26 protein-coding genes are annotated in these 23,515 nt (G+C 56.2%); 14 read left to right on the top strand and 12 right to left on the bottom strand.

Annotated features, from left to right (window positions below):
* Positions 1-85: 85 nt before the first annotated feature.
* Together gap and PMI17_RS21920 are read right to left on the bottom strand one after the other, a co-directional pair.
* Positions 86-1,096: a type I glyceraldehyde-3-phosphate dehydrogenase gene (gap, locus tag PMI17_RS21925; protein ID WP_007892950.1), complete on the bottom strand. Its 1,011-nt coding sequence runs from the start codon at positions 1,094-1,096 to the stop codon at positions 86-88.
* Between the two features lie 78 nt (positions 1,097-1,174).
* Positions 1,175-2,155 carry a GlxA family transcriptional regulator gene (locus PMI17_RS21920; protein WP_007892949.1) on the bottom strand — a complete coding sequence of 327 codons (981 nt, stop codon included), beginning with the start codon at positions 2,153-2,155 and terminating at the stop codon, positions 1,175-1,177.
* Between the two features lie 848 nt (positions 2,156-3,003).
* Here PMI17_RS21920 and PMI17_RS21915 point away from each other — a divergent pair.
* Positions 3,004-4,215 carry a multidrug effflux MFS transporter gene (locus PMI17_RS21915; protein ID WP_007892948.1) on the top strand — a complete coding sequence of 404 codons (1,212 nt, stop codon included), beginning with the start codon at positions 3,004-3,006 and terminating at the stop codon, positions 4,213-4,215.
* Here PMI17_RS21915 and PMI17_RS21910 read toward each other — a convergent pair.
* On the bottom strand, positions 4,212-5,255 hold the full coding sequence (locus tag PMI17_RS21910; protein ID WP_007892947.1) for an alpha/beta hydrolase: 1,044 nt from the start codon (positions 5,253-5,255) through the stop codon (positions 4,212-4,214). The genes PMI17_RS21915 and PMI17_RS21910 overlap by 4 nt on opposite strands.
* A 223-nt stretch (positions 5,256-5,478) precedes the next feature.
* Between PMI17_RS21910 and PMI17_RS21905 the strand changes: the two genes are divergently transcribed.
* The 9 genes from PMI17_RS21905 to PMI17_RS21865 all read left to right on the top strand — a co-directional run bounded on the left by PMI17_RS21905 (position 5,479) and on the right by PMI17_RS21865 (position 13,029).
* A complete protein-coding gene (locus PMI17_RS21905) occupies positions 5,479-6,168 on the top strand; it encodes a heavy metal response regulator transcription factor (protein ID WP_007892946.1) in 690 nt (229 codons plus the stop codon).
* Positions 6,161-7,615: a heavy metal sensor histidine kinase gene (locus PMI17_RS21900; RefSeq protein ID WP_007892945.1), complete on the top strand. Its 1,455-nt coding sequence runs from the start codon at positions 6,161-6,163 to the stop codon at positions 7,613-7,615. Before PMI17_RS21905 ends, PMI17_RS21900 begins: the two co-directional genes overlap by 8 nt.
* Before the next feature lie 68 nt (positions 7,616-7,683).
* Positions 7,684-8,154, top strand: a complete 471-nt coding sequence (locus PMI17_RS21895; protein WP_007892944.1) for a cupin domain-containing protein — start codon at positions 7,684-7,686, stop codon at positions 8,152-8,154.
* Complete coding sequence (locus tag PMI17_RS21890; protein ID WP_007892942.1) at positions 8,132-8,893, top strand: carboxymuconolactone decarboxylase family protein; 762 nt, start codon at positions 8,132-8,134, stop codon at positions 8,891-8,893. Before PMI17_RS21895 ends, PMI17_RS21890 begins: the two co-directional genes overlap by 23 nt.
* A gap of 24 nt (positions 8,894-8,917) precedes the next feature.
* On the top strand, positions 8,918-9,508 hold the full coding sequence (locus tag PMI17_RS21885) for a flavodoxin (protein WP_007892940.1): 591 nt from the start codon (positions 8,918-8,920) through the stop codon (positions 9,506-9,508).
* 45 nt (positions 9,509-9,553) lie between these two features.
* Positions 9,554-10,597 (top strand): alpha/beta fold hydrolase, encoded by a 1,044-nt coding sequence (locus tag PMI17_RS21880; RefSeq protein ID WP_238541560.1) that lies wholly within the window; start codon positions 9,554-9,556, stop codon positions 10,595-10,597.
* A gap of 118 nt (positions 10,598-10,715) precedes the next feature.
* Positions 10,716-11,567, top strand: a complete 852-nt coding sequence (locus tag PMI17_RS21875; RefSeq protein ID WP_007892936.1) for an aldo/keto reductase — start codon at positions 10,716-10,718, stop codon at positions 11,565-11,567.
* A 31-nt stretch (positions 11,568-11,598) separates the two neighbouring features.
* Entirely contained in the window at positions 11,599-12,588 is a 990-nt protein-coding gene (locus PMI17_RS21870) for an aldo/keto reductase (protein WP_007892935.1), read from the top strand.
* A 165-nt stretch (positions 12,589-12,753) separates the two neighbouring features.
* Entirely contained in the window at positions 12,754-13,029 is a 276-nt protein-coding gene (locus PMI17_RS21865; RefSeq protein ID WP_007892933.1) for a hypothetical protein, read from the top strand.
* A 43-nt stretch (positions 13,030-13,072) separates the two neighbouring features.
* Here the strand turns inward: PMI17_RS21865 and PMI17_RS21860 are convergent, their stop codons facing one another.
* The gene (locus PMI17_RS21860; RefSeq protein WP_007892931.1) at positions 13,073-13,282 is read right to left on the bottom strand and encodes a CsbD family protein; all 210 of its coding nucleotides are present in this window, start codon (positions 13,280-13,282) and stop codon (positions 13,073-13,075) included.
* A gap of 281 nt (positions 13,283-13,563) precedes the next feature.
* Here PMI17_RS21860 and PMI17_RS21855 point away from each other — a divergent pair, with 281 nt between their 5' ends.
* Positions 13,564-14,181 carry a TetR/AcrR family transcriptional regulator gene (locus tag PMI17_RS21855; protein WP_007892929.1) on the top strand — a complete coding sequence of 206 codons (618 nt, stop codon included), beginning with the start codon at positions 13,564-13,566 and terminating at the stop codon, positions 14,179-14,181.
* Positions 14,182-14,242: 61 nt separating this feature from the next.
* Positions 14,243-14,446: a hypothetical protein gene (locus PMI17_RS21850; RefSeq protein ID WP_007892927.1), complete on the top strand. Its 204-nt coding sequence runs from the start codon at positions 14,243-14,245 to the stop codon at positions 14,444-14,446.
* Between the two features lie 77 nt (positions 14,447-14,523).
* Here PMI17_RS21850 and PMI17_RS21845 read toward each other — a convergent pair whose 3' ends face one another.
* The 4 genes from PMI17_RS21845 to PMI17_RS21830 are packed head-to-tail and all read right to left on the bottom strand — an operon-like array spanning position 14,524 to position 18,504.
* Positions 14,524-15,837 carry an MFS transporter gene (locus PMI17_RS21845; protein WP_007892925.1) on the bottom strand — a complete coding sequence of 438 codons (1,314 nt, stop codon included), beginning with the start codon at positions 15,835-15,837 and terminating at the stop codon, positions 14,524-14,526.
* The gene (locus PMI17_RS21840; protein ID WP_007892923.1) at positions 15,830-16,465 is read right to left on the bottom strand and encodes a DUF4286 family protein; all 636 of its coding nucleotides are present in this window, start codon (positions 16,463-16,465) and stop codon (positions 15,830-15,832) included. The genes PMI17_RS21845 and PMI17_RS21840 overlap by 8 nt, the downstream gene beginning before the upstream one ends.
* 2 nt (positions 16,466-16,467) lie before the next feature.
* Positions 16,468-17,811, bottom strand: coding sequence for an amidase (locus PMI17_RS21835; protein WP_007892921.1), 1,344 nt, complete (start codon positions 17,809-17,811; stop codon positions 16,468-16,470).
* Positions 17,812-17,823: 12 nt separating this feature from the next.
* Positions 17,824-18,504, bottom strand: a complete 681-nt coding sequence (locus PMI17_RS21830; protein WP_007892919.1) for a DUF2848 domain-containing protein — start codon at positions 18,502-18,504, stop codon at positions 17,824-17,826.
* 114 nt (positions 18,505-18,618) lie between these two features.
* On the opposite strand from PMI17_RS21830, the gene PMI17_RS21825 reads away from it, so the two are divergent.
* Positions 18,619-19,293, top strand: a complete 675-nt coding sequence (locus PMI17_RS21825; RefSeq protein WP_007892918.1) for a GntR family transcriptional regulator — start codon at positions 18,619-18,621, stop codon at positions 19,291-19,293.
* A 29-nt stretch (positions 19,294-19,322) separates the two neighbouring features.
* On the opposite strand, the gene PMI17_RS21820 is transcribed toward PMI17_RS21825, so the two are convergent.
* From PMI17_RS21820 to pth, 3 genes are all read right to left on the bottom strand, one after another.
* A complete protein-coding gene (locus tag PMI17_RS21820; protein WP_007892917.1) occupies positions 19,323-19,712 on the bottom strand; it encodes a cupin domain-containing protein in 390 nt (129 codons plus the stop codon).
* A 294-nt stretch (positions 19,713-20,006) separates the two neighbouring features.
* Positions 20,007-21,098, bottom strand: a complete 1,092-nt coding sequence (gene ychF, locus PMI17_RS21815; RefSeq protein ID WP_007892915.1) for a redox-regulated ATPase YchF — start codon at positions 21,096-21,098, stop codon at positions 20,007-20,009.
* Positions 21,099-21,209: 111 nt separating this feature from the next.
* Positions 21,210-21,797, bottom strand: a complete 588-nt coding sequence (pth, locus tag PMI17_RS21810; protein WP_007892912.1) for an aminoacyl-tRNA hydrolase — start codon at positions 21,795-21,797, stop codon at positions 21,210-21,212.
* A gap of 258 nt (positions 21,798-22,055) precedes the next feature.
* On the opposite strand from pth, the gene ychH reads away from it, so the two are divergent.
* Positions 22,056-22,331: a stress-induced protein YchH gene (gene ychH / locus PMI17_RS21805; RefSeq protein WP_007892909.1), complete on the top strand. Its 276-nt coding sequence runs from the start codon at positions 22,056-22,058 to the stop codon at positions 22,329-22,331.
* On the opposite strand, the gene PMI17_RS21800 is transcribed toward ychH, so the two are convergent.
* The gene (locus tag PMI17_RS21800; protein WP_007892906.1) at positions 22,328-23,503 is read right to left on the bottom strand and encodes a GGDEF domain-containing protein; all 1,176 of its coding nucleotides are present in this window, start codon (positions 23,501-23,503) and stop codon (positions 22,328-22,330) included. The genes ychH and PMI17_RS21800 overlap by 4 nt on opposite strands.
* Positions 23,504-23,515: the final 12 nt, after the last annotated feature.

Below are 23,515 nucleotides of genomic sequence, written 5' to 3'. Positions count from 1 at the left end.
AGCGGCGCGATTCATCGCGCAAAAAATTGCGCCGCTACAATGTGTGCTTTCGCTGGCATAGACTGCGCGAAAGACGCACCTAAAATCACAATCCACGTTTCGCCATCAGGCGCGCTAAATCCACCAGACGATTAGAGAAGCCCCATTCGTTGTCGTACCAGGCGAGGATTTTCACCAGATTGCCGCCAATCACCAGCGTGGAGAGTCCGTCGATAATCGATGAACGGGCATCGCCCTGATAATCGCTCGAAACCAGCGGTTCATCGCTGTAGCCCAAAATTCCTTGCAACGGGCCTTCCGCCGCTGCGGCTTTAAAGGCGTTATTCACCTCTTCTGCGGTGACATCGCGTTTCAGCGTCACGGTTAAATCGACAATCGATACCACCGGCACCGGCACGCGCAGCGAATAGCCGGTCAAACGACCATCCAGCTCAGGAATCACCCGCCCCAGCGCCTTCGCCGCACCACTGGAGTAGGGCACAATCGACAGCGCCGCCGCCCGCGCACCGCGCAGATCTTTCTCTGGCTGATCGTGCAGCACCTGGCTGTTGGTATAGGCATGCGTGGTGTTCATTAACCCGTGCTCGATACCAAATGCCTGATGCAGCACCGCCGCCGCCGGCGCCAGGCCGTTAGTGGTACAGCTGCCGTTACTCACCACAAAGTGCTGCTGCGGATCGTAACGTTGATCGTTAACGCCCAGCACAATGGTCAGGTCGTCATTTTTACCGGGCGCGGAGATAATCACGCGTTTGGCGCCGCCGCTGGTGATATGCACGGCGGCTTTGTCGCGCTCGGTAAAGAAGCCGGTGGCTTCAATCACGATATCGACGCCGACATCCTGCCAGCAAATATTGGCCGGATCGCGCTCGCTGAAGACGCGCACAGATTTGCCATCAATACGCAGTTCGCCTTCACCCGCTTCTACTTCAGCGGGCAAGCGGCCGAGCAGCGAATCGTGTTTCAGCAGATGGGCGAGGGTTTTGCTGTCAGTGAGATCGTTAATGGCGACGATTTCAATATCGTCGCTGCCGAGTGCTGCGCGAAAAACGTTACGTCCGATACGGCCAAAGCCGTTAATGCCGATCTTAGTCATGATTGACTCCTTTTCCGAAGATGCTGGAGTCACTCTAGGCCGATGACGCGTTGGCGTAAACGCCAAATAACGATCACTTTACGCCAACTTTTTGCAGTGAAAGCGCTGGCGATATTCGCCTGGCGTGAGATGCAGCTGACGTTCAAAGCAGCGACGTAGATTGATGCTGCTGCCAAAGCCGGTCGCCAGCGCGATGCGTTCCAGCGTGTCATGAGTTTGTTCTAAAAGCTCACGCGCGGCGGCGAGGCGCGCTTCCGCCACATAGCGCGCGGGCGGTGCGCCGGTTTCGCGGGTAAAAACGCGGGTGAAATTACGCGGACTCATGGCGACGCGCTCGGCCAGCTTCTCCACCGCCAGGTCCTCGGCGAGGTTGGCGCGGATCCAGCGTTGCAGTTCACTGATTGGGCCAATGCCGCTCGGCGTTTGCAGATGGAAGCGGCTGAACTGCATCTGCCCGCCGGGACGGCGCAGATACATCACCATGTCCTGCGCAATATTGCGCGCTACGCTGAAGCCGAAATCCGCTTCCACCAGCGCCAGCGTCAGGTCAAAGCCCGAGCTGACGCCACCGGAGGTCCAGATCGGACCATCCTGAATATACAGCGGACCGCCCTCCACCTGGATCTGCGGAAAACGCGCTTGCAGGGTATCGAGCAGGCGCCAGTGCGTGGTGGCGCGGCGACCCTCCAGCAGGCCCGCTTCGGCCAGCAGCATCGCGCCGCCGCACACCGAAACCACGCGGCGCGCCTGCGGTGCCGCCAGCTTAACGAAATCGACCACCATATTGCCCTCTTCAGCGCTGTCGCCGCGTCCGGTGATCATAATGGTGTCCCAGGCGGTGCGCGGATCAACGTCCGCCAGTTTTAGGTCGGCTAGCAGATTGAGGCCGGATTGACCGTGGATCACCTGATGCGATTGGGTGGTGGCGAGGCTAACGCGATAGCGTGGTTGATCGACGCCCGTCGGTAAATGCTGATTGGCGCGCATCAGAATATCGGCGATGCCCGCCGCTTCGAACAGCATGCCGCCGTCGGGCACAATAATCAGAAAAGTTTTCATGGCGTAAAAAAGACACTTTAACGAAATAAGCCAAAGTGTCGCATGGGTTGAGCTGTATGTTCAACTTGTAGGGTGCGCATTAATGCGCACCAGGTAACCCGGTCGCCATAAATGGCGTAATGCCGATCAGTTAAGCGCTGAGCGGCTTTCGTTCGCCCTCGGCTGAGGCAATTTCAGCTATGCCGTGCGGCGACCGAGCAGAGGACGCCTGGCCACGCCCTCTGCACTTCCGGGCCCTGCGCCAGCCCATCCCGCCGCTTCGCGGTGCCTTCACTCCCTCACGATTCCTGACGGACCGGCGGCGATTCGCTCCTGCTCAGCGCCGCCTCTCGCCGCATCCCTGCAACTCGCCCTGGAATCCCTCACTCGCTCAGCGGACCGGGATGTCGCCTCCACACCCGCGCTGCAGCATCAATGCCTGGTCCTGAATTACCATCGCTGTAACGCCTATAGGGTTGCCATTCATGGCGACCAGGTAACCCACAATCTTCAGCCTGCAAAATTTCAAATCAGATGCGGTAATGACAGGCGACGGTGTTGGGCGCTATCCGCAGCGCCGAGCGCAGAGGGACGGCCAGATGAGCCGACAGGACGTCGGCGAAAGCGCGGATTGCTAAGGTCCGCGCCTTCGGACCTTAGCCCGGCCGCCGGCTTCATACATTCTGAAACTGCCGGATGGTTAGCCGGCGGCCTGCGATGCCAGTACGCTGCTTAACTGACGAGCATTACGCCATTTATGGCGACCGCTAATTAATGAATCCTACTCATAGAGCCAATCCTTTTTCAGGCCATTATCTTCACTATCCCATCCGCTACTATGGGCGAATTCGATCTCTCTGGAATTCAACATGGATCACGCCTCAACGCGTTCGCATTCCTTCACCGTCAAATCAAGCGGTTTGCCCTTTATCCTTATTCTCAGTGCGTTGATGGCGATCACGTCGTTATCCACGGATATCTATCTGCCCGCCATGCCGCTGATGGCGCAAGAGCTGCACGGCGACGCCGAGCTGACCATTACCGGATTTCTCATCGGCTTCTGTATTGCCCAGCTCATCTGGGGACCGCTCAGTGACCATTTTGGCCGCAAAGTGCCGCTGTTTATCGGGTTGGTGCTATTTGTGATGGGTTCTGTCGGCTGCGCACTCTCCAGCGACATCACGCAGATTGTGTTCTGGCGGGTGTTTCAGGCGCTGGGTGCCTGTACCGGGCCGATGCTGGCACGCGCGATGATCCGCGATCTCTTTGCCCGCACCCGCGCTGCGCAGATGCTCTCGACGCTGATGGTGGTGATGGCGATTGCACCGATTGCCGGGCCGCTGCTGGGCGGGCAGATGATCAAAGTCACCTCGTGGCACACGATTTTTTGGCTGCTGGCGGCCATCGGCTGCGTCATGTTGATACTGATGTGCTGGTTGCCCGAAACCTTACCGGCGGACAAGCGGATAAAGGCGTCGCTCACCGGGGCGTTTAGCAACTATCTTGCCCTGCTGAAAAACCGCCATTTCATGCGCTTTACGCTGTGCGTGGCGTTCTACTACGTGGCGGCTTACGCCTTTATTACCGGCTCGCCGTTTGTCTACATCACCTATTTCGGCATTGATGCGCAGCATTATGGCTGGCTGTTCGCGCTGAATGTGGTGGGGTTAATGGCGGTAAGCATGGTGAACCGACGTTTGGTGCACCGCTATCCGCTGGAATCCCTGCTCAAAATGGCGGTGACCACCGCCACCCTCGCTGCGTTAATTTTGGCGCTGAGCGCCAAACTGGACTTCGGCGGCATCCTGATGATTATTCTGCCGGTGTTTGTGTTCTTCTCGATGAACGGCATTATCGCGGCAACTTCAACGGCCGCCGCCATGGATACCGTGCCCAATATGGCGGGTTCCGCCTCAGCGCTCATCGGCTCGCTGCAATACGGCAGCGGCATTATCTCGTCGTTGCTGCTGGCGCTACTCAGCGATGGCACGCCCTGGACCATGGCGTGGATTATCGCACTGTTTACCGTGGCAAGCGCGGTGATGGCGCTCAGCGCCGCCACGGTAAAATCTCACGGTTAAATGTTTTGGTCGAAGAACGGATCGAGTTGGCCCATCGCCTGATCGACATAACGCGGTACCCAATACGTCTCGATGTGCGTTGCGCCTTCAATCAGATACAGCTTTTTGTTGGTGGTGCCGGTGGCTTTACTAAACGCACTTTGCGTCATGTAAAGCGAATCAGCTTTGCTGCCCGCCATCATCAGCAACGGCTGATTAATCAGGTCCATGTTGCTTTGAGCGTCAAAGCGCATCAAATCCAGCAGGCTGCTGGTGGTGTAGCGGAAGGTTGAATTCGGATGTGCATGGGTTTTCCAGTAGTACTCGTAGCCCTGGCGATAGAGATCGAACGGCAGTTTAGCGATCTGCTCATCTGTCAGATTGGCATCGCCGGAGTAGGTGACTTCACCGGTGGTGGCTTCTTTGCTGCGTGCCTCGGTTGCTGCCCGCAGGCGATCCTGAATCGTCGCGAGCTGTGAATCCTGATAGCCGTTACGCCGCACCTGGCCGGAATCAAACATGCTTAGGGTGGCCAACGCTTTAAAACGTTTATCGGTCTGCGCGGCTTTGAGGGCATAGCCGCCGCCACCGCAGATACCCAGTAAACCGATGCGTTTCGCATCCACGCCGGGATAGCGACTCAGGTAATCCGCCATGCCATGAATATCTTCGATACGGTTAGCCGGTTTATCTAAGCTGCGCGGCATGCCGCCACTGGCACCTTGATAGGCGGCATCGGCGGTGATGGTGATGTAGCCGTGCTCGGCAAGACGCTGCGCGTAGAGGCCGGCAACTTGCTCTTTCACACCGCCGTTAGGATGAGCGACCACGATGGCCGGATAGTGTTTCGCCGGGTCGTAATTGGCGGGCGTATAGACGTTGGCAGCGATTTGCAACCCGTGCAGATCATACTTCACCGGATGGATGTTGACCTTGCCCGCCACGTTTTGCGTGATGGCGCCGTGATAAACCAGGGTGAAAGGGTTCTGTGGGCCGTTAGCGGCCTGTGCACTTACGGACATTGCCGCGATCAGCAGGGCATGGATAGCAGTGAGTTTCATCTTCGCTCCCGGAGAAAAGTCGCGGCCTGCAAAGTGGGCTCGCGAGAGTGATATCGTCGGGTGAGCTTAAGGCGCCCAGGCTGTCAGCATCATGACCAGAAAATAACAACCCTGTCAGTTTCACCGGGGCGTTGGCTGACAGCGCTGTCAGCAAATTGTCAGCTTACTGTTGGTGAGCTGCCGGCAAAATACCGTTTAAAGGTTGACATAAGGAAGCCCCGCGATGCGCTTATTGTTGGTTGAAGACGAAGAGAAGACCTCCACTTACCTGAGCCGGGCGTTGGGTGAATCGGGTTTTACCGTTGATGTCTCAGCTGACGGCGCAGAAGGCCTGCACTTTGCGCTTGAGTTCGATTATGACGCGGTGATTCTTGATGTGATGCTGCCGGGCATCGACGGTTACCGCGTGCTTGAAGGGATTCGTAGCAGCAAACAGACGCCGGTGCTGATGCTCTCGGCGCGCGGCTCGGTGGATGAGCGGGTAAAAGGGCTGCGGCTGGGGGCGGATGATTATCTGCCCAAACCCTTTTCGCTGATTGAGCTGGTGGCGCGCATTCAGGCGCTGGTGCGCCGTCGCAGCAGCGATGGCGCCGACATCACGCAACTGCAAATCCATGACCTGCATCTCGATCTGCTGGCGCGGCGAGTGTTTCGCCACGGCAATCGGCTTGAGCTGACGGCTAAAGAGTTCGCGCTGCTCAGCCTGCTGGCGCGGCATCAGGGGGAAATATTGTCGAAAATGATGATCGCCGAGCAGGTGTGGGACATGAATTTCGACAGCGATGCCAACGTGGTGGAGGTGGCCATTAAGCGGTTACGCGCCAAAATTGATGCACCTTTTACTATTAAGCTGCTGCACACCGTGCGCGGCATGGGTTACGTGCTGGAAGTGCGGGAGCCTCACCATGATTAAACGTTCCATTTCCGTACGTCTCGCACTGATGTTCGTGCTGAGTATTGTGCTGATCGTGTCGACCATCGGCTTGCTGCTGCGCGCTTCACTGCATGACTCATTGCAAAAGCAGATGCATAACGAACTGCTGTTTCGTGAATCCTTAATGAGTCCGTGGATCACGGCGCGCACCTCAGACGATGGCTGGGCGACGTTGGCCCGAAAATTTACCGATTTAACCAGCGCCGAAGGCGAACGCGTGCGTTACTGGATTTTGAGCGATGATGCGCGTTTTAGCCTCGGCGGCGCGCCGCCGTTGGGCGTGGATTGGGCTTCCTTGCAGGAAGGGTTTAATAAAGTGCCAGGCGCAACGGATGACGCCTGCTCACTGTTTCTGCTGGTCAAAACCCTTGCGGCTCGCGGTGAGCGACCCGCGTTGCGCTACGTGGTGGCCATCGACTCAACGCCCTATATGGGTACGCTTGATGCTTTCACGCGTACCTTGCTGATCGTTTCGTCCATCGGCGTATTTATCGTGGCGCTACTGGGCTATGCCGTATCCCGTATTGGTTTGCGTCCGGTTGGTGCACTGAGCCAACAGGCGCATCAGCTGGCACCGGGCGATCATACGCAGCGACTGGATACCGCCAGGTTACCGGATGAGCTGCAGCCGCTGGCTGCCGCCTTTAATGGTGTGCTAGAGCGGCAGGCGATTGCCTGGCGACAGCTGGAGAGTTTCAATGCTGATGTCGCACATGAATTGCGCACGCCGCTCACCAATCTGATTGGTCAGACGCAGCTTGGGCTAGCACGCCGACGCTCGCCAGCGGAGCTAGAGGACCTACTTGGCTCCAACCTCGAAGAGCTGGAACGCATGACCTCTATTGTCAATGACATGCTATTCCTGTCGCATGCGCATGCCGGGGAACACGCCTCACAGCTGACGCGCGTTTCCCTGCGCGCAGAGACAGTGAAAACCGCCGAATATGTTGAACCCTCCTTCGCCGAAAAACAGTTGAAATTGCAGATCGAAGGCGATGTTTGGGTGCATATCGACCGCCGCTTATTCCACCGTTCGCTGGCGAACCTGCTGGAGAACAGTGCGCGACATGCGGCACCGCACAGCTCCATTAGCGTTAACTTCAGTGAAAACGCCGGTCAGGCGGTGGTTGCGGTCACCAATCCCGGCGCCGCCATCGCGCCCGAACATCTGCATCGACTGTTTGAACGTTTTTATCGGGTTGACTCTGCGCGCGCCAAAAGTACCACCCATCACGGGCTGGGGTTATCGATTGTGCGCGCGGTCGCCATCATGCATCGCGGTGATGTGTTCGCGCGTAGTGAAGATGGAATGAATACCTTTGGGCTGACCTTTGCCTTAACGCCTGAGCGTAAGCCGCTGTCAGCTGCCGCTCGCGATGTCGCAGCGATCAAAACTGACAGCATTGTCAGCAACCCGTCAGCATGACGACATCTGCGCCTCGTTAGAATCGATGCCTCGCAGCATCCACGTTCAATAAATAAAGGACGCATTGCATGACAGCAAAATCGGGCTTTCTGGGGCTATTACTGCCCCTTGCTTTCTCATCTTTTGCTGCCGAGCCGGTAGTAAAGATTACACCGGCCGGCAGCCAAGCGGCGCTTTCGGGTCCGGCGCAACATTTTACCGGCCAGGTACGCGTTGATCCGCTGTTTGTGGCGGATGACCAGATCAATGCTTCGGCTGCTTATGTCACCTTCGAACCGGGTGCGCGATCGGCCTGGCATACCCATCCCGCCGGTCAGCGCCTGATTGTCACCTCGGGCGTAGGGTTAACCCAGCAGGAGGGGCAGCCGGTGCGCACTATTCGCGTTGGCGATGTGGTGTCGTGCCCGCCAGGCGTCAAGCACTGGCACGGTGCCAGCGCCGAGAGTGCCATGACGCACCTCGCGGTGACCGGCAGAGTGGATGGCAAAAGTGTGAGCTGGCTGGAGAAAGTGACTGATGAACAATACCGTGCCGATTAAGTCCTTCACCTTCGCCATACTCATGCTTTTTGCCGGTAACCTGACAACCTATGCTGCAACTCACCAGGGAGTAACACCTGCAATGAATGAGTCATCGAATCAGTCCGAAACCCTCTCCGCACGACAACAAGCCATTCCTCTGATGGCGGTATTTATGGCAACCAGCAATATGGAAAAACTGGATGCCGCGCTGAATCAGGGGCTGGATGCTGGCTTGACGATCAGTGAAGCCAAAGAAATTCTGGTGCAGCTGTATGCCTATACCGGATTTCCGCGCAGTCTCAATGCGCTGAGCGCGTTGATGAAAGTGACCGAAGCGCGTGAGCAGCGCGGCATCAAGGATGAACCGGGTAAAGAGCCTGTGCAGCCCATTCCGGTGGGGGATGCGCTGCGTCAGCTAGGCACTGCTAACCAAACCAAAATTTCTGGCGCGCCAGTGCAAGGCCCGTTGTTTGATTTTGCGCCGGTGATCAACCAGTTCCTGCAAAGTCATCTATTTGGCGATATTTTTGCCCGTGACAACCTTGACTGGCAAAGCCGCGAACTGGCGACGGTAGGTGCCTTAGCCGCCACGCCGGGTATTGAAGCGCAGCTGCTATCGCATACCCGTGCCAGTTTGCGAGTAGGGCTAACGCGTGGGCAGCTGCAGCATCTGGCGCAAATTTTACGTGCCAGCGGGGAAGAGCAGGCCGCTGCGCGCGCGGAAGCCGCACTGCGCGCGGCGCAAGATACGCCATAAATTTCATGTCAGAGGAGCGAAGTCATGTCAGATGCGCATGATGCTAACCGCAGAGTGCTACTCAGCGCGCTGGCGGGCGCGGCGTTTTCCGCTGCCGTGCTTAAGCCGGCGTTGGCTAACACCGTGCCCGGGCAAAATAATCGCGCGACGCTGGTGGTGTATTTCTCCCGCAGTGGCAACACGCGGGTACTGGCAGGTGTTATTCATCGTCAACTCAACAGCGATATTTTTGCCATTGAACCGGCAGTGGCCTATCCCGAGGACTATTTTCAAACGGTTGAGCTGGCGAAAAATCAGCGCGATCGGCAGGTGAAACCGGCGTTAAAAAACCGCGTTGCGGACTTTGATCGCTACCACACGATTTACCTGGGCTTTCCGATTTGGGGCACCACGGTGCCGCCGGTGGTGCAATCGTTTCTCAGCAGCCATGATTGCCGTAATAAACGCATCATTCCGTTTATTACCCACGGTGGTTACGGCATCGGCGACAGTGAAGCGATTCTCGCTACGCTGGCTGCGGCGGCGCAACGAGAAAAACCGCTGGTGCTGGAGTGCGATCAGGAGAGAAGAACCACCGAGACCGTCACCCATTGGTTAGCGACGGTTGGCAGCTAATACATAAACATAACAGAGGGACAGCGTGTGAAGAGAACGGTAAAAATCTGGGGTGTAGGTTTGCTGGTGGCGGGGTTTATCGCTACCAGCCACGCCGAACCGTTAGTGATTCAGGCACAAGGCAGCTTCACTGCGGGCGGCACGGTGGTGACAGCGCCGGGACAATTTGATGCCAAAAAACCACTGGATGCAGCGGGCCAAACCTATCATGGCGACCACGCCGCGGTGTTTTATCAGATTCCGCAACATCCGCATAAATATCCCATCGTGATGCTGCATGGTGCCGGACAGTTCTCGCGTACCTGGGAAAGTACCCCGGATGGACGCGAAGGTTTTCAAAATATTTTCCTGCGTCGTGGATTTGCCACCTATCTGGTTGATCAACCGCGCCGGGGTGCGGCTGGTCGTAGCACGGTAGCCACCACCGTCACGCCAAAACCGGATGAACAGCTGTCGTTTAACCAATTCCGCCTGGGCGTATGGCCCACCTTCTTTAAAGGCGTGCAGTTCTCCCAGGATAAAGAGGCGCTGAACCAATACTTCCGCCAAATGACCCCCAATACCGGGCCATTTGACGTCAACGTCATCTCCGATGCGATGTCCGCGGTTATCGACAAAAGCGGTCCCGCCATTCTGTTTACCCATTCACAGGGCGGCGGGCCTGGCTGGTATACCGCGATGAAAAACAACAAGGTTAAAGCCATTGTCGCCTTTGAACCGGGCAGCGGCTTTGTGTTTCCCGAAAACGAATTACCGGCCCCGATGCCCAGCGCGTTCGATACGCTGAAAGGCGAGCCTGTGGCGCTGGACAAGTTTATGGCGCTGACCAAAATTCCGATTCTGATTTTCTATGGCGATAACATTCCGGATAAAGCGAGCAGCATGCCAGCGCAGGACAGTTGGCGGGTAAGGCTGGCGATGGCGCGCCAGTGGCGAGTTGTGGTCAATAAACACGGTGGCGATGTGCAAGTGATCCATCTGCCAGAGATTGGCATTAAAGGAAATACGCACTTCCCGTTCTCCGATCTGAATAATGTGCAAATCGCCGACCAGGTTAGCGCGTTTTTCCAACAGAAGAATCTGCAGTAGCTGGCCAGCAGGGTTGATTGATTCATGAATTGAGTTAATAAACCCTAGCTGATTACCGGGTCTAATCAAAACAATCCTCAGGCGTTATGCTTTCGGAAACTAACGAAAGGATAACGCCATGCAAAACATAAAACTGAATAACGGTCTCGAGATGCCGCTGCTGGGCTTTGGTGTGTTTCAGATGACCGATGCCGCGGAGTGTGAGCACGCGGTGATTGATGCCATCGAAACCGGCTATCGGCTGATTGATACCGCCGCCTCATATCAAAACGAAACTCAGGTTGGCAATGCCATCAAGCAGAGCGGTGTGGCACGTGAAGCACTGTTTGTCACCACCAAACTGTGGCTGCAGGACACCAGCTACGAAGGCGGCAAAGCGCAGTTTGAGCGTTCGCTTAATCGTCTGCAGATGGACTATGTCGATCTCTATTTGATTCACCAACCCTACGGCGATGTGCATGGCGCCTGGCGTGCCATGGAAGAGCTGCATGCAGCCGGCAAAATCAAAGCCATTGGCGTCAGTAACTTCCAGCCGGATCGTCTGGCGGACTTGGTTGCGTTTAATAAGATTGTGCCGGCGGTGAACCAGATTGAAGTTAATCCCTTCAACCAGCAACTGCACGCGGTGCCGTGGATGAAGAGTCGCAACATTCAACCTGAAGCCTGGGCACCGTTTGCCGAAGGCAGAAACGGGTTGTTCCAGCATCCTGTCCTGACGGCGATTGGCGAGAAATATGGCAAAAGCGTCGGGCAGGTGGTGCTGCGCTGGATCTTCCAACGCGGCATTGTTTCGCTGGCCAAATCGGTCCGCAAAGCGCGCATGGCAGAAAATATTAATGTGCTGGACTTTGCACTCAGTGACGCCGAAATGCTGCAAATCACCGCGCTAGATAGCGCGACCAGCGCCTTCTTCTCGCACCGCGATCCAGCCATGGTTGAGTGGCTCACCGGCCGCAAACTCGATGTGTAATTACGCACCCTAAAACCTAATGGAGTGACACATGCAAAATCGTTATCTCGGCAACGCCAAACTCGAAGTTTCCGCGCTGGGTCTGGGCTGCATGGGGCTCAGCCATGGCTACGGTCCGGCCACAGACCGGCAGCAGGCGATTAAGTTAATTCACGCGGCAGTAGAGCGCGGCGTGACTTTTTTCGATACCGCGGAAGTGTACGGGCCGTATTTAAATGAAGAGGTCGTGGGTGAAGCTTTGCAGCCTTACCGTGACCAGGTGGTGATCGCCACAAAATTTGGCTTCACCTTTGGTGACGATAATAAGCAGCAAATATTGAACAGCCGTCCCGAGCATATCCGTCTGGCGGTTGAAGGTTCACTGCGCCGTCTGAAAACTGACGTGATTGATCTGCTGTATCAGCATCGCGTAGATCCTAATGTGCCGATTGAAGATGTGGCCGGCACGGTTAAGGATCTGATCAATGAAGGCAAGGTTAAACATTTCGGTTTATCGGAAGCGGGTGCCAATACCATTCGTCGCGCCCACGCCGTGCAACCGGTCACGGCGCTGCAAAGCGAATACTCAATGTGGTGGCGCGAGCCGGAGCAGGAGATTCTGCCGCTGCTAAACGAATTGGGTATTGGTTTTGTGCCGTTTAGCCCGCTAGGCAAAGGCTTTTTAACCGGTGCAATTAAATCAGGCACCACGTTTGGCGAGGATGATTTCCGCAGCAAAGTGCCACGTTTTGCCGCTGAAGCGCTGGCCGCCAATGAACAACTGGTGACCTTAGTGGCGCGGCTGGCGGCGGAGAAAGGCGTGACGTCGGCGCAGATCGCGCTGGCCTGGCTGTTGGCGCAGGCGCCGTGGATTGTGCCGATTCCGGGCACTACCAAGCTGCATCGTCTGGAAGAAAACCTCGACGCCGCTGACATCGCGCTCTCCTCTGCCGAGTTACTCAAACTGACGCAGGCATTGGAAACCATCAAGGTGATCGGTGAACGTTATCCTGCTGCGCTGCAGGCGCGGGTAGGCGGTTAACCTCAACCACTTTTGCGGCGCGTTCCTCGCGCCGCAAGCCATTCTTATGATGTATTTTCGATGGCATCGACGCTTTTTTATATTTGATGTTTTTTACTCATTGGGTATGCTCTGCTCAGTCAGGATCCTCCGGCCAGGGTTGGTTTAGACGGTGACAGAGAGCCCATGAAAAACAGTAATGACAAACAGTTAAGTGACGTGGTGATCGGTGATGCGGTGATTGAGTTATTCACTCACGATGCCGCAATTTCGCGTACTACGCTGATCGCCCAGTTAGAGAAGATGATTCAGGCGGGTGGAACGCCAGAGCGTATTCGCGTTGCCAGATTAGCCTTAGCAGAGGTTAACCGCAGCAGCCAATGCGATGAAGAAGAGTCAGACGAGGGTGTGATCAACATGTTGGCCAAAAGCGCGGTGGCGGACGACAGCACCAAACACTGATTGAGGCATGCCGGACAGGGGTTGTCCGGCACGTTCGAGCGGTTTACCAACGGTATTTATTGGAATCTTCCCACTCTTTTACTTCTTTTTCCGCGCGGTCTTTTTCATAACCATAGCGTTCCTGAATTTTACCGACCAGCTGATCGCGTTTCCCTTCGACCACGGTCATATCATCATCAGTCAGGTCGCCCCATTTTTCCTTCACTTTTCCCTTGAACTGCTTCCAGTTGCCGCTAATACGATCTTCGTTCATTGTCGATCTCCCTATTTAGTCGTTACCGGTTGCTGAATGATCACCGTTTGGCCGCATGCCAACGGATGTATTAATTCTGGCACAGAATTTGCGGTTTGCTGCGCTGCGGCGTGAGCTGACTCAAATATCTGATATTGAATAGTAGGGTGATTGCATAACCCTCTGTGATATAAGGTGTTATTCTCGCCTGGGTATACAGACTTGTCTCTGCTGGTATATAGTGAACGCCGAGAAGATTTTCAGTCAATTTTTGGAAACCCGCACTGCCTGATGTATCCGCTATGAGCAAAAAGTTAGCCACAGAAACGAAAAACCGCGAACGGGGCCGCCCAAGAGAATTTGATATCGAACAGGCTCTGGACAAAGCCATGATTGTTTTTCGGCAAAAGGGTTTTCATGCCGCTTCGCTGAGTGATTTGGGTGAGGCGATGGGGCTAACCGCGGGCAGCATTTACAAGGCTTTTAAAGATAAGCGCAGCCTGTTTCTGCTGGTATTTGAGCGCTATCTTTCGGTGCGCAATGCCGACCTGCGCCAGCGGCTGGCGCAGTTCACCACCGGGCGCGAAAAGCTCGCGGAACTGCTGCAGTTCTATCTCGATTCTGCCCGTGCGATTGAAGGCCGTACCGGTTGTCTGGTGGTGGGCAGTACGGTGGAGCTGCAGGTGCTGGATGAAGATCTGTCGCAGTTAGTGAGTGAAGCGGTGATCCGCAATAAAAACTTTCTCGCTTCTCTGCTGAAACTCGGCCAGGAAGATGGATCGGTCACACGGCATCTGGATATTGACAGCGCAGCGGGCTTGATACTCTGTATCGCCTTTGGCATGCGCGTAGTAGGCAAGATCACCGATGTAAAAGATGAACCCGCGACAATCAAGCTGGTGATGAAGCTGCTGGACTAAAATTTGTCTAATTAGGAGGTGGATACTTCCTAAATAAGCGAAGCGTGAAGCCGGAGGGCAAGTGAAAGACGAAGATTCAGACATTACGGAAGAGATTCGCGCATTGGTGGGGAGAGTGGTGACACGCATTCTCCGTCCTGATGAAGCGCTTACCGTTCAGGAACTGATTGGCGCGCTGTATCGCCTGAGTTTGCGCTCAACAGACAGCAAAACCAAAAGTGCCTGCGAGAAAGCCATTCGTATCCTGGCGAAAAAAATGCATTAATCCGGTCGCGCGTGCCGCGCCGTATTACTCCTTTCTGCGAAAGTCTGGCAATCCCTCGCCAAACAAAACCCGGGTGATTACAGCGGTCGATGCGCGGTTTCTTTCGCTTTCCACAGCGCGAACAGCGTAATCAGTAACGCCAGGCTGACGTACAGTGACACCCACAGCGTGCTACCCATCTCTTTGTAGAGCGAAGTAATGATCAGTGGAGCAAAGCCGCCGCCGATAATCCCCGCCAGCGTATAGGCCAGCGACGATCCGGCATAGCGCACATGGCTGGGGAACTGCTCCGTGACAAACGCCGCCTGCGGTCCGTACATCACCGCATGAATCAACAGCCCGCCAATCACCGCCAGCACAATCAGAATCGGCTGCGAGCTATCAAGCAACACAAAGAACACAAACGACCAGACGATGGCCAGCAGCGCACCGGCGATATACACCGGCCGACGACCTAGCTTGTCGGAGAGCGCGCCAAACATCGGTACGGTAATCGCATTGCCGATCGCACCCAGCATGGTGGCCATCAATGCCAGCGGACGCGGCAGCTGCAGCACCGTAGTGACGTAAGTCAGGGTGAAAACCACCACCAGCGCATACAGCACATCCGAACCGATGCGTGAGCCGCCGGCAATCAACAGCTCGCGCGGATAGCGCACAAACACCTCTTTCAGCGGCGTATGGGTGGTTTTCTCTGCCTGCTGCATCGCCACAAAGGTCGGTGTCTCTTCGACGCCGCGACGCAGCCAGAGGCCAAACATCACCAGCAGCAAACTTAGCAGGAACGGAATGCGCCATCCCCATGCCTGGAACTGCTCGCCGCTCAAAGCCACCGTTACCAGCGTGATGAAGCCGGTACCAATCAAGGTACCGCAAGATGGACCCACCTGGGCAAACGAAGCGTTGCGACCGCGCTTATCCGCGTCGCCGTGCTCCATCGACAGCAGCACCGCGCCGGCCCATTCGCCGCCGAGGGCAATGCCCTGAATAAAGCGCAGCGCCACCAGCAGCACCGGACTCCAGATGCCCCACACCGCATAGCCCGGCAGCAAGCCCATCAGCGCGGTGGTCACACCCATAATCACCAGCGTGGTGATCAGCACCGCTTTTCGTCCGGCGATATCGCCAAGGTGGCCGAAGATCAGCCCGCCAACCGGACGCGAAACGTAGCCCACCGCATAGGTGGAAAACGCCAGAATGGTGCCGACCAGCGGATCGAAACTGGGGAAAAATACATGGTTAAACACCAGCGCCGCCATGATGTTGTAGACCGTAAAGTCATACCACTCCAGCGCCGTGCCAATCGAGCTGGCCGCTGCGAGGCGACCGGTTTTGGTGTGGCTGGCTGGCTCGCCAGTGGCGTGCTGCAATGTCGAATCGGTATTAGCCATGAGCCATCTCCTGTTTCGTTAACTGCCAGCTGAGGGCATAAAGTTGTACATCCGCGTTGAGGGCGGCAGCGGCAGCGGTAGCCAGCGTTTTGCACACCTGCGCATCGCGACAGGTCAGCAGCAGCATCGTCTGCATCGGGCGGCTTTCGCGGTTTTCGCGCGGCAGCGGTGAGCTCAGCGTGGTGTCGGGCGTCAGCAAACGTGAGGCGATATAGCCCGGCGTGTGCTGCACGCTGCTTTGCCAGTTGCCCAGCAATGCAACATCCGTACCGGCTGGCAACGTCAGCACCGCCAGATGGCTGCCGCTGCCTTGACCATGTAGGTGAGAGATGGCGCACACCCGGCGCATCGGGTTGATCATCTTGTTGAGGTTTTTCACCGACCATTCGGTCTGGCGCGTGAAGGCAGCGTGATAATCGGCGCTGGTAAAGGCTTCCAGCGATGCGGTCTCATACAGGCCGAGATACTTACGCTCGGCATCGATCGACTGATAGCGCGTGCCGCTGAGAAATCCAGCGATCGCCACGCGCTCTTCAACGTGCTCATGGTCATACCATTGATTGAAATCCGCTTCATCTGCAGCATCGATATTGGTGGCGACAAACAGCATGCCGTGGGGTTGAGTCATGATCAGCTACTCCGTTTCAGGGTGGTTTCAAGCGCGGCAGCCCAGCTGAGTAATGCAGCATCGTTGCCATGGGTTGAGGACAGCATCAGGCCAACCGGCGCAGCGCCGGGTTGATGACAAGGCAGAGAAATTGAGCAGCCATCGAGCATGTTGATCACGCTGGTGTTGCGCAGCATCAGCATGTTGACCTGCATGTAACGCGCGGGGTCGTCGAGTTCGGCAAGGGTAGGGGCGATCAGCGGCACCGTCGGCATTAAGATGCCGTCGAACGGCGCCACGGCGTTTTCCACACGCTGCTGCCAGTCGGCGCGCCGCTGATAAAGCTCGGCGGCATCCTCGGCATTCAGCAAGCTGCCGCGTTTGATGCGCGTCAGAACCTGCGGATCGTAGGCGTCAGGCTGGGACAGCGCGTACGCCTGATGCCACTGCCAGGCTTCCCAGGCGGTAATGCCGCCGCGCGCGTTCATCGTATCCAGCTCCGCCAGCTCATCGAGCGGCAGTTCGGTGAGCTGCACACCCTGGGCGCGCAGCACCTCGAGCGCGCGTAGCCAGGCCGCACTGACGTGCTGGTCGAGCCCGGCCAGCACGCGCGTTTGTGGAATGACGAAATGCGCATCAGAGAGTTCACGCTGATCCATCACCAGCGGTTGGTCGGCAATCACGCTATCGAGCAGCCAGCAGCTGCGCACGTCGTGTGCAATCACGCCGATGCTGTCGAGCGACGCCGCCAGCGGCAGGGTACCGCGCTGGTCAATGCGGCTGGCGCTGGGTTTAAAGCCGGTTAATCCGCACAGCGCCGCAGGAATACGCACCGAACCACCGGTGTCGGTGCCGACTGCCGCCAGACACATGCCATCGGCCACCGCCACCGCCGCGCCGGACGAGGATCCGCCTGGAATACGCTTCTCAGTGCGCTGCCACGGATTGGCGGGCGTGCCGTAGTGCGGATTGATGCCGAGGCCGGTAAAGGCGAACTCGGTCATGTTGGTTTTGCCGACGAGGGCCGCGCCGGCCTGTTGCAGCCGTTCAACCATGCTGGCGTTGGCCGCGGCCGGAGTGCCGTTGCTGAGTAAATGTGAGCCGGCGAGCGTCACTTCTCCGGCAACATCAAACAGATCTTTGATGCTGATCGGCAGGCCATCAATCGGGCTGCGCGCCTGACGCTGCTGCCAGCGCGCGCTGGCCTGTTCCGCCTGCTGCTGCGCCTCGGCGGCATACACGCGGGTGAAAACTCGCTGACCTTCGCCGGGTTCGGCGGCGATGGCACTCAGCGCATCCTGCGTCAGTTCTGCGGCAGAGCCTTGTCCGGCGAGCAGCTGCTGGCTCGCTTGCCATAACGTCGTCATAAAGAATCCTTATCAGGCGATGACCGGCAGCGCGCCGGTAATGTAGGTGTGTTCCAGCGTGCGATTCAGCACCGGATCGTGCAGTGCCATGCGGAATTCACTCGCTGGACGAATGCCGCCGATGGCGCTCAGCGTGCCGCACGACATGGCAAAGCCTTCCTCCACCTGGCGATCGGCGAAATAGCGCTGCAACAGATCGATTGGCGTGAGCAGCGATGACAGCGCACCCTGTTGATAGGTGACCCAATCGCCGTTCACTCTGATCCAGGCGCGCAGTTCCAGCTGGTCCCAATGCGCTTTCACTTCGGACATGCGCCAGGCATGACCGGCCACCGGCTTGATGCACGCCTGTTTAGATAGCGCCACGCTGAAGGTTTCCAGATGGCGATCGGTGTGATCGGAAATCAGCGAAACCCAGTATTCGCCGCGGTGGAAAAACACAAAGGGTTCGGCTTCGCCAGAGGTCTGTTCGCCGACCACTTCCAGCCGGGTTTGCTGAGTGAGCTGGTTAGTGGCGACGCGGTAAAACAGCGGCACTGCACCAGGAGCGGGCACGCCAAGTGCCTCGAGCTCCCTGATATGGTGCAGTACCGCAGCCTGATCGCGGCCAACCCAGCCGGCAATCACCAGCGCATTAACCTCTACATCCAGCACTGCGGCGTCTGCGTAATCAGTCGTGAAGCGTAATTGCATGGCTAAATCTCCAAAGTTGAAATGCGTGTGAAATTTCACAGTAATTTCAATCTAGCCATTTTCATGCCAGGTTTTTGTGTAAGATGTCTCAGTTACCTAATAAGGATGCGCGTGATGAGTAATGATATTGCTGAAAATGTGAGCTCGCCGACCCAGCCGAAGAGCCTTTCTCTCAACGAACGGGCGTATCTGGCGTTCAAGCACCGGCTGATCACGCTGCGTTACAAGCCCGGTGACTATCTGAATATCGCGCAGGTGATGGATGACCTTGAGATGGGCAGAACGCCGGTGAATCAGGCGGTGCATCGGCTGGAAACGGAAGGGTTACTGCAAATTATTCCACGCAAAGGGGTGATGGTTTCACCGTTATCGATTGATGATGCGCTGGAGTTAATTGAGGTGCGTTTAGTCAACGAGGCGCTGTGTTTGCGTTTGGCCTCGCAGCGCGTTAATCCGACGCAGATTGCTTATTTGCGCGCAATGAATCAGCGCATTGCCGACGCCAGCGCAGCGCGCGACCGGGAACAGATGATGTTGCTGGACCGCGAATTCCACCAGCTGCTGGCGGACATCGCCGCCAATGGACGCCTGGCCGATATCCTCAGCATCATCCATGCGCAGGCGCAGCGTTTCTGGGCGACGACGCTCTCCAGCGCTGCGCATATGAATGAAGTGATCGCCGAACATGAAGCGATTATCGCCGCGCTGGAGCAGGGCGATGCCGAGCTGGCGGAAGCCGCCGCGCGGGTGCACATCTATTCGTTTAAGCAGGCGCTGCTGAATAATTGACGGTGTTTGTGCGCGGATTAACGCTGAGATCAATACTCTGCTTCTTCGCCTGGCAAAGGCACCGAGAGTTCCATGCCCGCAACGCCGGCATAGAAAATAATCAGCTCGGCACTCTCATCGGTAGTGAAGCCGCGATGCGCGATATCGATGGATTCATTAAATGCCTCGCCGGCACGGAAGGTTTTACTTTCACCGTTGTCTTTGTCCTCAATGGTGAGCGATCCCGACAAAATATATGCGCTGTTAGGCATCGGATGGGTATGCCACGGCAACTCGGAGTGTGCAGGAATGGTCATCTTCATCACGGTAATTTCCGGTTGACCCGTCGGATAATTTTCTAATCGCTGACCATTCCAGGCTTGCCCGCTCTGGAGCAAGGTTTCCGCTGTATTGTGGTGGTTGTTGTCAGAACGGCTCATTAGCACTCCCGCGCATAAGTGAGTGATAAATTCCTTATGCACAGGATATTGGAAATTGACGAGGCCGCTTATTCAGTCAAAAAGTGATTAATCGCTACGCGTTACCCGCAATCCTGCGGGTTAACTGTTGCTCGGTCAGTGAGCTTCCCCACTGTTCGCTTTACAGATGTGTCAGCGGGATTCAGGAGTAGGTCAGATTTGATGAAATAAAAAATCCACGCAATTGCGTGGATTTAAGGGTGTTTGTCAGCCTGAAGGAGATTCAATGAAATCTCATGTGACCGCTGCGGCCATTTAGACGTTGAACAGGAAGTTCATCACATCGCCATCTTTCACGATGTACTCTTTACCTTCTGAACGCATCTTGCCGGCTTCTTTCGCGCCTTGTTCGCCTTTAAAGGCAACAAAGTCATCAAAGGCGATGGTCTGCGCACGGATAAAGCCTTTCTCGAAGTCGGTATGGATTTTACCGGCTGCCTGCGGCGCAGTAGCACCTACCGGAATGGTCCATGCACGCACTTCCTTCACGCCAGCGGTGAAGTAGGTTTGCAGGTTCAGCAGCGCATAACCGGCGCGGATTACGCGGTTCAGGCCCGGCTCTTCCAGACCCAGTTCAGCCATGAACTCGTCGCGCTCGTCATCTTCCAGCTCGGCAATGTCCGACTCAACCGCAGCACACACCGGAACGACGACAGAACCTTCGGCTTCGGCAATGGCACGTACCTGATCGAGGTACGGATTGTTTTCGAAACCGTCTTCGTTGACGTTAGCGATGTACATGGTCGGTTTCAGCGTGAGGAAGCTGAGGTAGCGAATCGCCGCTTTCTCGTCAGCATCCAGCTTCAGTGCGCGCAGCATGCCGGCTTCAGACAGATGCGGCAGGCATTTTTCCAGCGCAGCCAGTTCAGCTTTAGCATCTTTGTCGCCGCCTTTGGCTTTCTTCTGGCAACGCTGAATGGCACGTTCGCAGGTGTCGAGATCCGACAGCGCCAGCTCGGTATTGATAACATCAATATCTTCCGCCGGGTTAACTTTGCCCGCAACGTGGATGATGTTGTCGTTCTCGAAGCAGCGCACCACGTGGCCGATGGCTTCGGTTTCACGGATGTTGGTCAGGAACTGGTTACCCAGGCCTTCACCTTTGGATGCGCCTTTTACCAAACCGGCGATATCGACGAATTCCATGGTGGTTGGCACCACGCGCTGTGGTTTAACAATCTCGCTCAGCTGATCGAGGCGCAGATCGGGCATTGGCACCACACCGGTGTTTGGCTCGATGGTGCAGAACGGAAAGTTGGCTGCTTCGATACCCGCTTTAGTCAGCGCGTTGAACAGGGTGGATTTACCGACGTTCGGCAGGCCCACAATACCGCATTTAAATCCCATGGTCTGATTACCTTTCTCACTGAGTGCGCAGCGCTGCAGAGCAGCGCCGACAGATTCAAAAAATTTCGCGCATTATACACAGAATTGCCCTGCGCGGCGCGGGAATTGGCCTTAGCCAGCCTTGAAGGCGTGCAGGCGGTTCATCGCCTTAATCTTGTCTTCTTTCAGCCACAGCTCGGTGCAGCGCACCGCTTCATCCACGGCATCGTCGATCAACTTTTGTTCGCTGGCCGGCGGTTTGCCCAATACAAAACCGGTCACTTTATTGCGATCGCCCGGATGGCCGATACCGACGCGCAAACGGTGAAAATTATTGTTATTGCCCAGTTTGCTGATGATATCTTTCAGGCCGTTGTGACCGCCGTGGCCGCCGCCTTGTTTGAACTTTGCCACGCCCGGCGGCAAATCCAGCTCATCGTGCGCCACCAGAATCTCCTCCGGCGCAATGCGATAAAACGTCGCCAGCGCCGCTACGGCTTTGCCACTCAAATTCATAAAGGTGGTGGGCACCAGCAGGCGCACATCTTCGCCCGCCAATGACAAGCGCGCGGTATAGCCGAAGAATTTGGGTTCATCTTTTAACGACTGATTGTGACGGCTTGCCAGCAAATCCACATACCAGGCTCCGGCGTTATGGCGCGTTGCGGCGTACTCGGCGCCCGGATTGGCTAACCCTACAATCAGTTTAATGCTGCTCACGATGTTTATCCTGCCTTGCTGCGGAAAGGGCGATAGTTTACTGCCTGACGACACGGATGACAAAGGCCACAAACAGTAGATGATGCCGCTGTGTGACTAATCAATTTCTATCGAAATCAAGGCGCTGGCAGTAAAGATTTGTCAAAGGTTGTGAAGGATCTGTGATCCTGTACGCAACTTACCCGGCAGGTATTGCCTAAGCTTATGGCTAGTTAACTATATGTGCTGTTTTGCATTTTATAAGGATGGAGGTGGATCATGAAACGTCAAAAATGCCGCGTGGTAGGTAATGGTTTGATGTGTCTGGGTTTACTGACGATGGTGCTCGGTGTCGGTTATTCCATTATTAATCAGCTCCCTTCACTTAACCTGCCGCAATTTCTCGCGCACGGCGCCATGTTCAGCATCTTTGTTGGCGCGTTGCTGTGGCTGGTGGGTGCCCGCGTTAGCGGACGCGAAAGAGTTGAAGATCGCTATTACTGGTTGCGTCACTACGGCGACAAACGCTGCCGTCGCAATCACACTTCACATTAAGTGAGAGCGGTTTCCTGGCGTGGCTGTAACTGTGCAAGATAACGTTCGATACGGTTACGGCCGCTGGCTTTAGCGTGATACAGCGCTTCATCAGCCAACGCCAGCAGCGGTGGAAAAGGTTGGCCGGGCTGCACAGCAGTGGCGAAACCAATACTTACGGTGTAGCGCACGTCGTTAGGTTGCGACAGCTGCGTTGCCAATCGGATACGTTCACACACCCGCTGCGCCTGCTCGGCATCGCCTGGAATAATTGCTGCAAACTCCTCACCGCCCAGACGGGCAAAATGACCTTCCTCCGGCAATAACGCCTGTACCACCTGACAAAAATCGACTAAAACCTGGTCGCCTTGCTGATGCCCAAAGCGATCGTTGATGCTTTTGAAATGGTCCAGATCGAAGAGCACCGCGCTGTAAATAAATGGCTGTGACTGACGCGCGCTGCGTAGCACCATTTTATCGGCCTGTTCGAACAGCGCGCGGCGGTTCCACACGCTGGTGAGCGGATCGTGCATCGAGGCCAGCTTATGGGCGATTTGCGTGCGTTCATTGACCATCGCCAGAATGGTGAAGGTGAGGCCGATGACAAACAAAATCGATTCAAGAATCACATACACCGAGAAGCTGGAGCCGCCAATGGCGCCGCGTACCGGTGAAGCCACCGCGTCATCGAGAAAGATGCGCGCAACGTGAAACAACAGATGAATCCACAGCAGAATTTGCGCTGGCCAGAAGGTGACGGTTAACGACGCGCGTACGCGCCACAGCAAGCGGATCAGCGCTCCGGTATAGATGATGCACAACAGGCACACCACCAGCACGCGCTTCGGCTGGCTGTAATAAAACTCGGGAAACAGGCACAGAATGGCCCACAACAATCCGCCGCCTAACCAGCTGAGTCCAAGAGGTTTTGCACAGAAAATACGGAAGGCATTCAGTAGATTACCGTAGGCGAGCAGCAACATCACATTGCCAAGCGCCACCGGCAAAAAATGCAGACCAGCGCTGCGTAAACTGCTGAGAAGCACCGCGGCAAAGGTTAAAACCAGCGCCAGCGTGGTGCAGCCCAGCACGCGATCGTATTGCGCACCGACCCAGGCAAAAATCAAAATGATACTTAAAAACCCCAGCACATAGAGCTCGCAAACAAACAGTGTGTAAATGTCGAGAGTCATAGTGGTCGGAGC

This window comes from Pantoea sp. GM01 (assembly GCF_000282675.1).
GTDB lineage: Bacteria > Pseudomonadota > Gammaproteobacteria > Enterobacterales > Enterobacteriaceae > Pantoea > Pantoea nemavictus.
The sequence above is the reverse complement of the archived record's forward strand: the minus strand, read 5'-3'. Positions and strand labels throughout refer to the sequence as shown.

Excerpts from the sequence above, each read along its gene's own strand:
- gap (WP_007892950.1), bottom strand. The coding sequence starts at position 1,096 with ATGACTAAGATCGGCATTAACGGCTTTGGCCGTATCGGACGTAACGTT.
- PMI17_RS21920 (WP_007892949.1), bottom strand. The coding sequence starts at position 2,155 with ATGAAAACTTTTCTGATTATTGTGCCCGACGGCGGCATGCTGTTCGAA.
- PMI17_RS21915 (WP_007892948.1), top strand. The coding sequence starts at position 3,004 with ATGGATCACGCCTCAACGCGTTCGCATTCCTTCACCGTCAAATCAAGC.
- PMI17_RS21910 (WP_007892947.1), bottom strand. The coding sequence starts at position 5,255 with ATGAAACTCACTGCTATCCATGCCCTGCTGATCGCGGCAATGTCCGTA.
- PMI17_RS21905 (WP_007892946.1), top strand. The coding sequence starts at position 5,479 with ATGCGCTTATTGTTGGTTGAAGACGAAGAGAAGACCTCCACTTACCTG.
- PMI17_RS21900 (WP_007892945.1), top strand. The coding sequence starts at position 6,161 with ATGATTAAACGTTCCATTTCCGTACGTCTCGCACTGATGTTCGTGCTG.
- PMI17_RS21895 (WP_007892944.1), top strand. The coding sequence starts at position 7,684 with ATGACAGCAAAATCGGGCTTTCTGGGGCTATTACTGCCCCTTGCTTTC.
- PMI17_RS21890 (WP_007892942.1), top strand. The coding sequence starts at position 8,132 with ATGAACAATACCGTGCCGATTAAGTCCTTCACCTTCGCCATACTCATG.
- PMI17_RS21885 (WP_007892940.1), top strand. The coding sequence starts at position 8,918 with ATGTCAGATGCGCATGATGCTAACCGCAGAGTGCTACTCAGCGCGCTG.
- PMI17_RS21875 (WP_007892936.1), top strand. The coding sequence starts at position 10,716 with ATGCAAAACATAAAACTGAATAACGGTCTCGAGATGCCGCTGCTGGGC.
- PMI17_RS21870 (WP_007892935.1), top strand. The coding sequence starts at position 11,599 with ATGCAAAATCGTTATCTCGGCAACGCCAAACTCGAAGTTTCCGCGCTG.
- PMI17_RS21865 (WP_007892933.1), top strand. The coding sequence starts at position 12,754 with ATGAAAAACAGTAATGACAAACAGTTAAGTGACGTGGTGATCGGTGAT.
- PMI17_RS21860 (WP_007892931.1), bottom strand. The coding sequence starts at position 13,282 with ATGAACGAAGATCGTATTAGCGGCAACTGGAAGCAGTTCAAGGGAAAA.
- PMI17_RS21855 (WP_007892929.1), top strand. The coding sequence starts at position 13,564 with ATGAGCAAAAAGTTAGCCACAGAAACGAAAAACCGCGAACGGGGCCGC.
- PMI17_RS21845 (WP_007892925.1), bottom strand. The coding sequence starts at position 15,837 with ATGGCTAATACCGATTCGACATTGCAGCACGCCACTGGCGAGCCAGCC.
- PMI17_RS21840 (WP_007892923.1), bottom strand. The coding sequence starts at position 16,465 with ATGACTCAACCCCACGGCATGCTGTTTGTCGCCACCAATATCGATGCT.
- PMI17_RS21835 (WP_007892921.1), bottom strand. The coding sequence starts at position 17,811 with ATGACGACGTTATGGCAAGCGAGCCAGCAGCTGCTCGCCGGACAAGGC.
- PMI17_RS21830 (WP_007892919.1), bottom strand. The coding sequence starts at position 18,504 with ATGCAATTACGCTTCACGACTGATTACGCAGACGCCGCAGTGCTGGAT.
- PMI17_RS21825 (WP_007892918.1), top strand. The coding sequence starts at position 18,619 with ATGAGTAATGATATTGCTGAAAATGTGAGCTCGCCGACCCAGCCGAAG.
- PMI17_RS21820 (WP_007892917.1), bottom strand. The coding sequence starts at position 19,712 with ATGAGCCGTTCTGACAACAACCACCACAATACAGCGGAAACCTTGCTC.
- ychF (WP_007892915.1), bottom strand. The coding sequence starts at position 21,098 with ATGGGATTTAAATGCGGTATTGTGGGCCTGCCGAACGTCGGTAAATCC.
- ychH (WP_007892909.1), top strand. The coding sequence starts at position 22,056 with ATGAAACGTCAAAAATGCCGCGTGGTAGGTAATGGTTTGATGTGTCTG.
- PMI17_RS21800 (WP_007892906.1), bottom strand. The coding sequence starts at position 23,503 with ATGACTCTCGACATTTACACACTGTTTGTTTGCGAGCTCTATGTGCTG.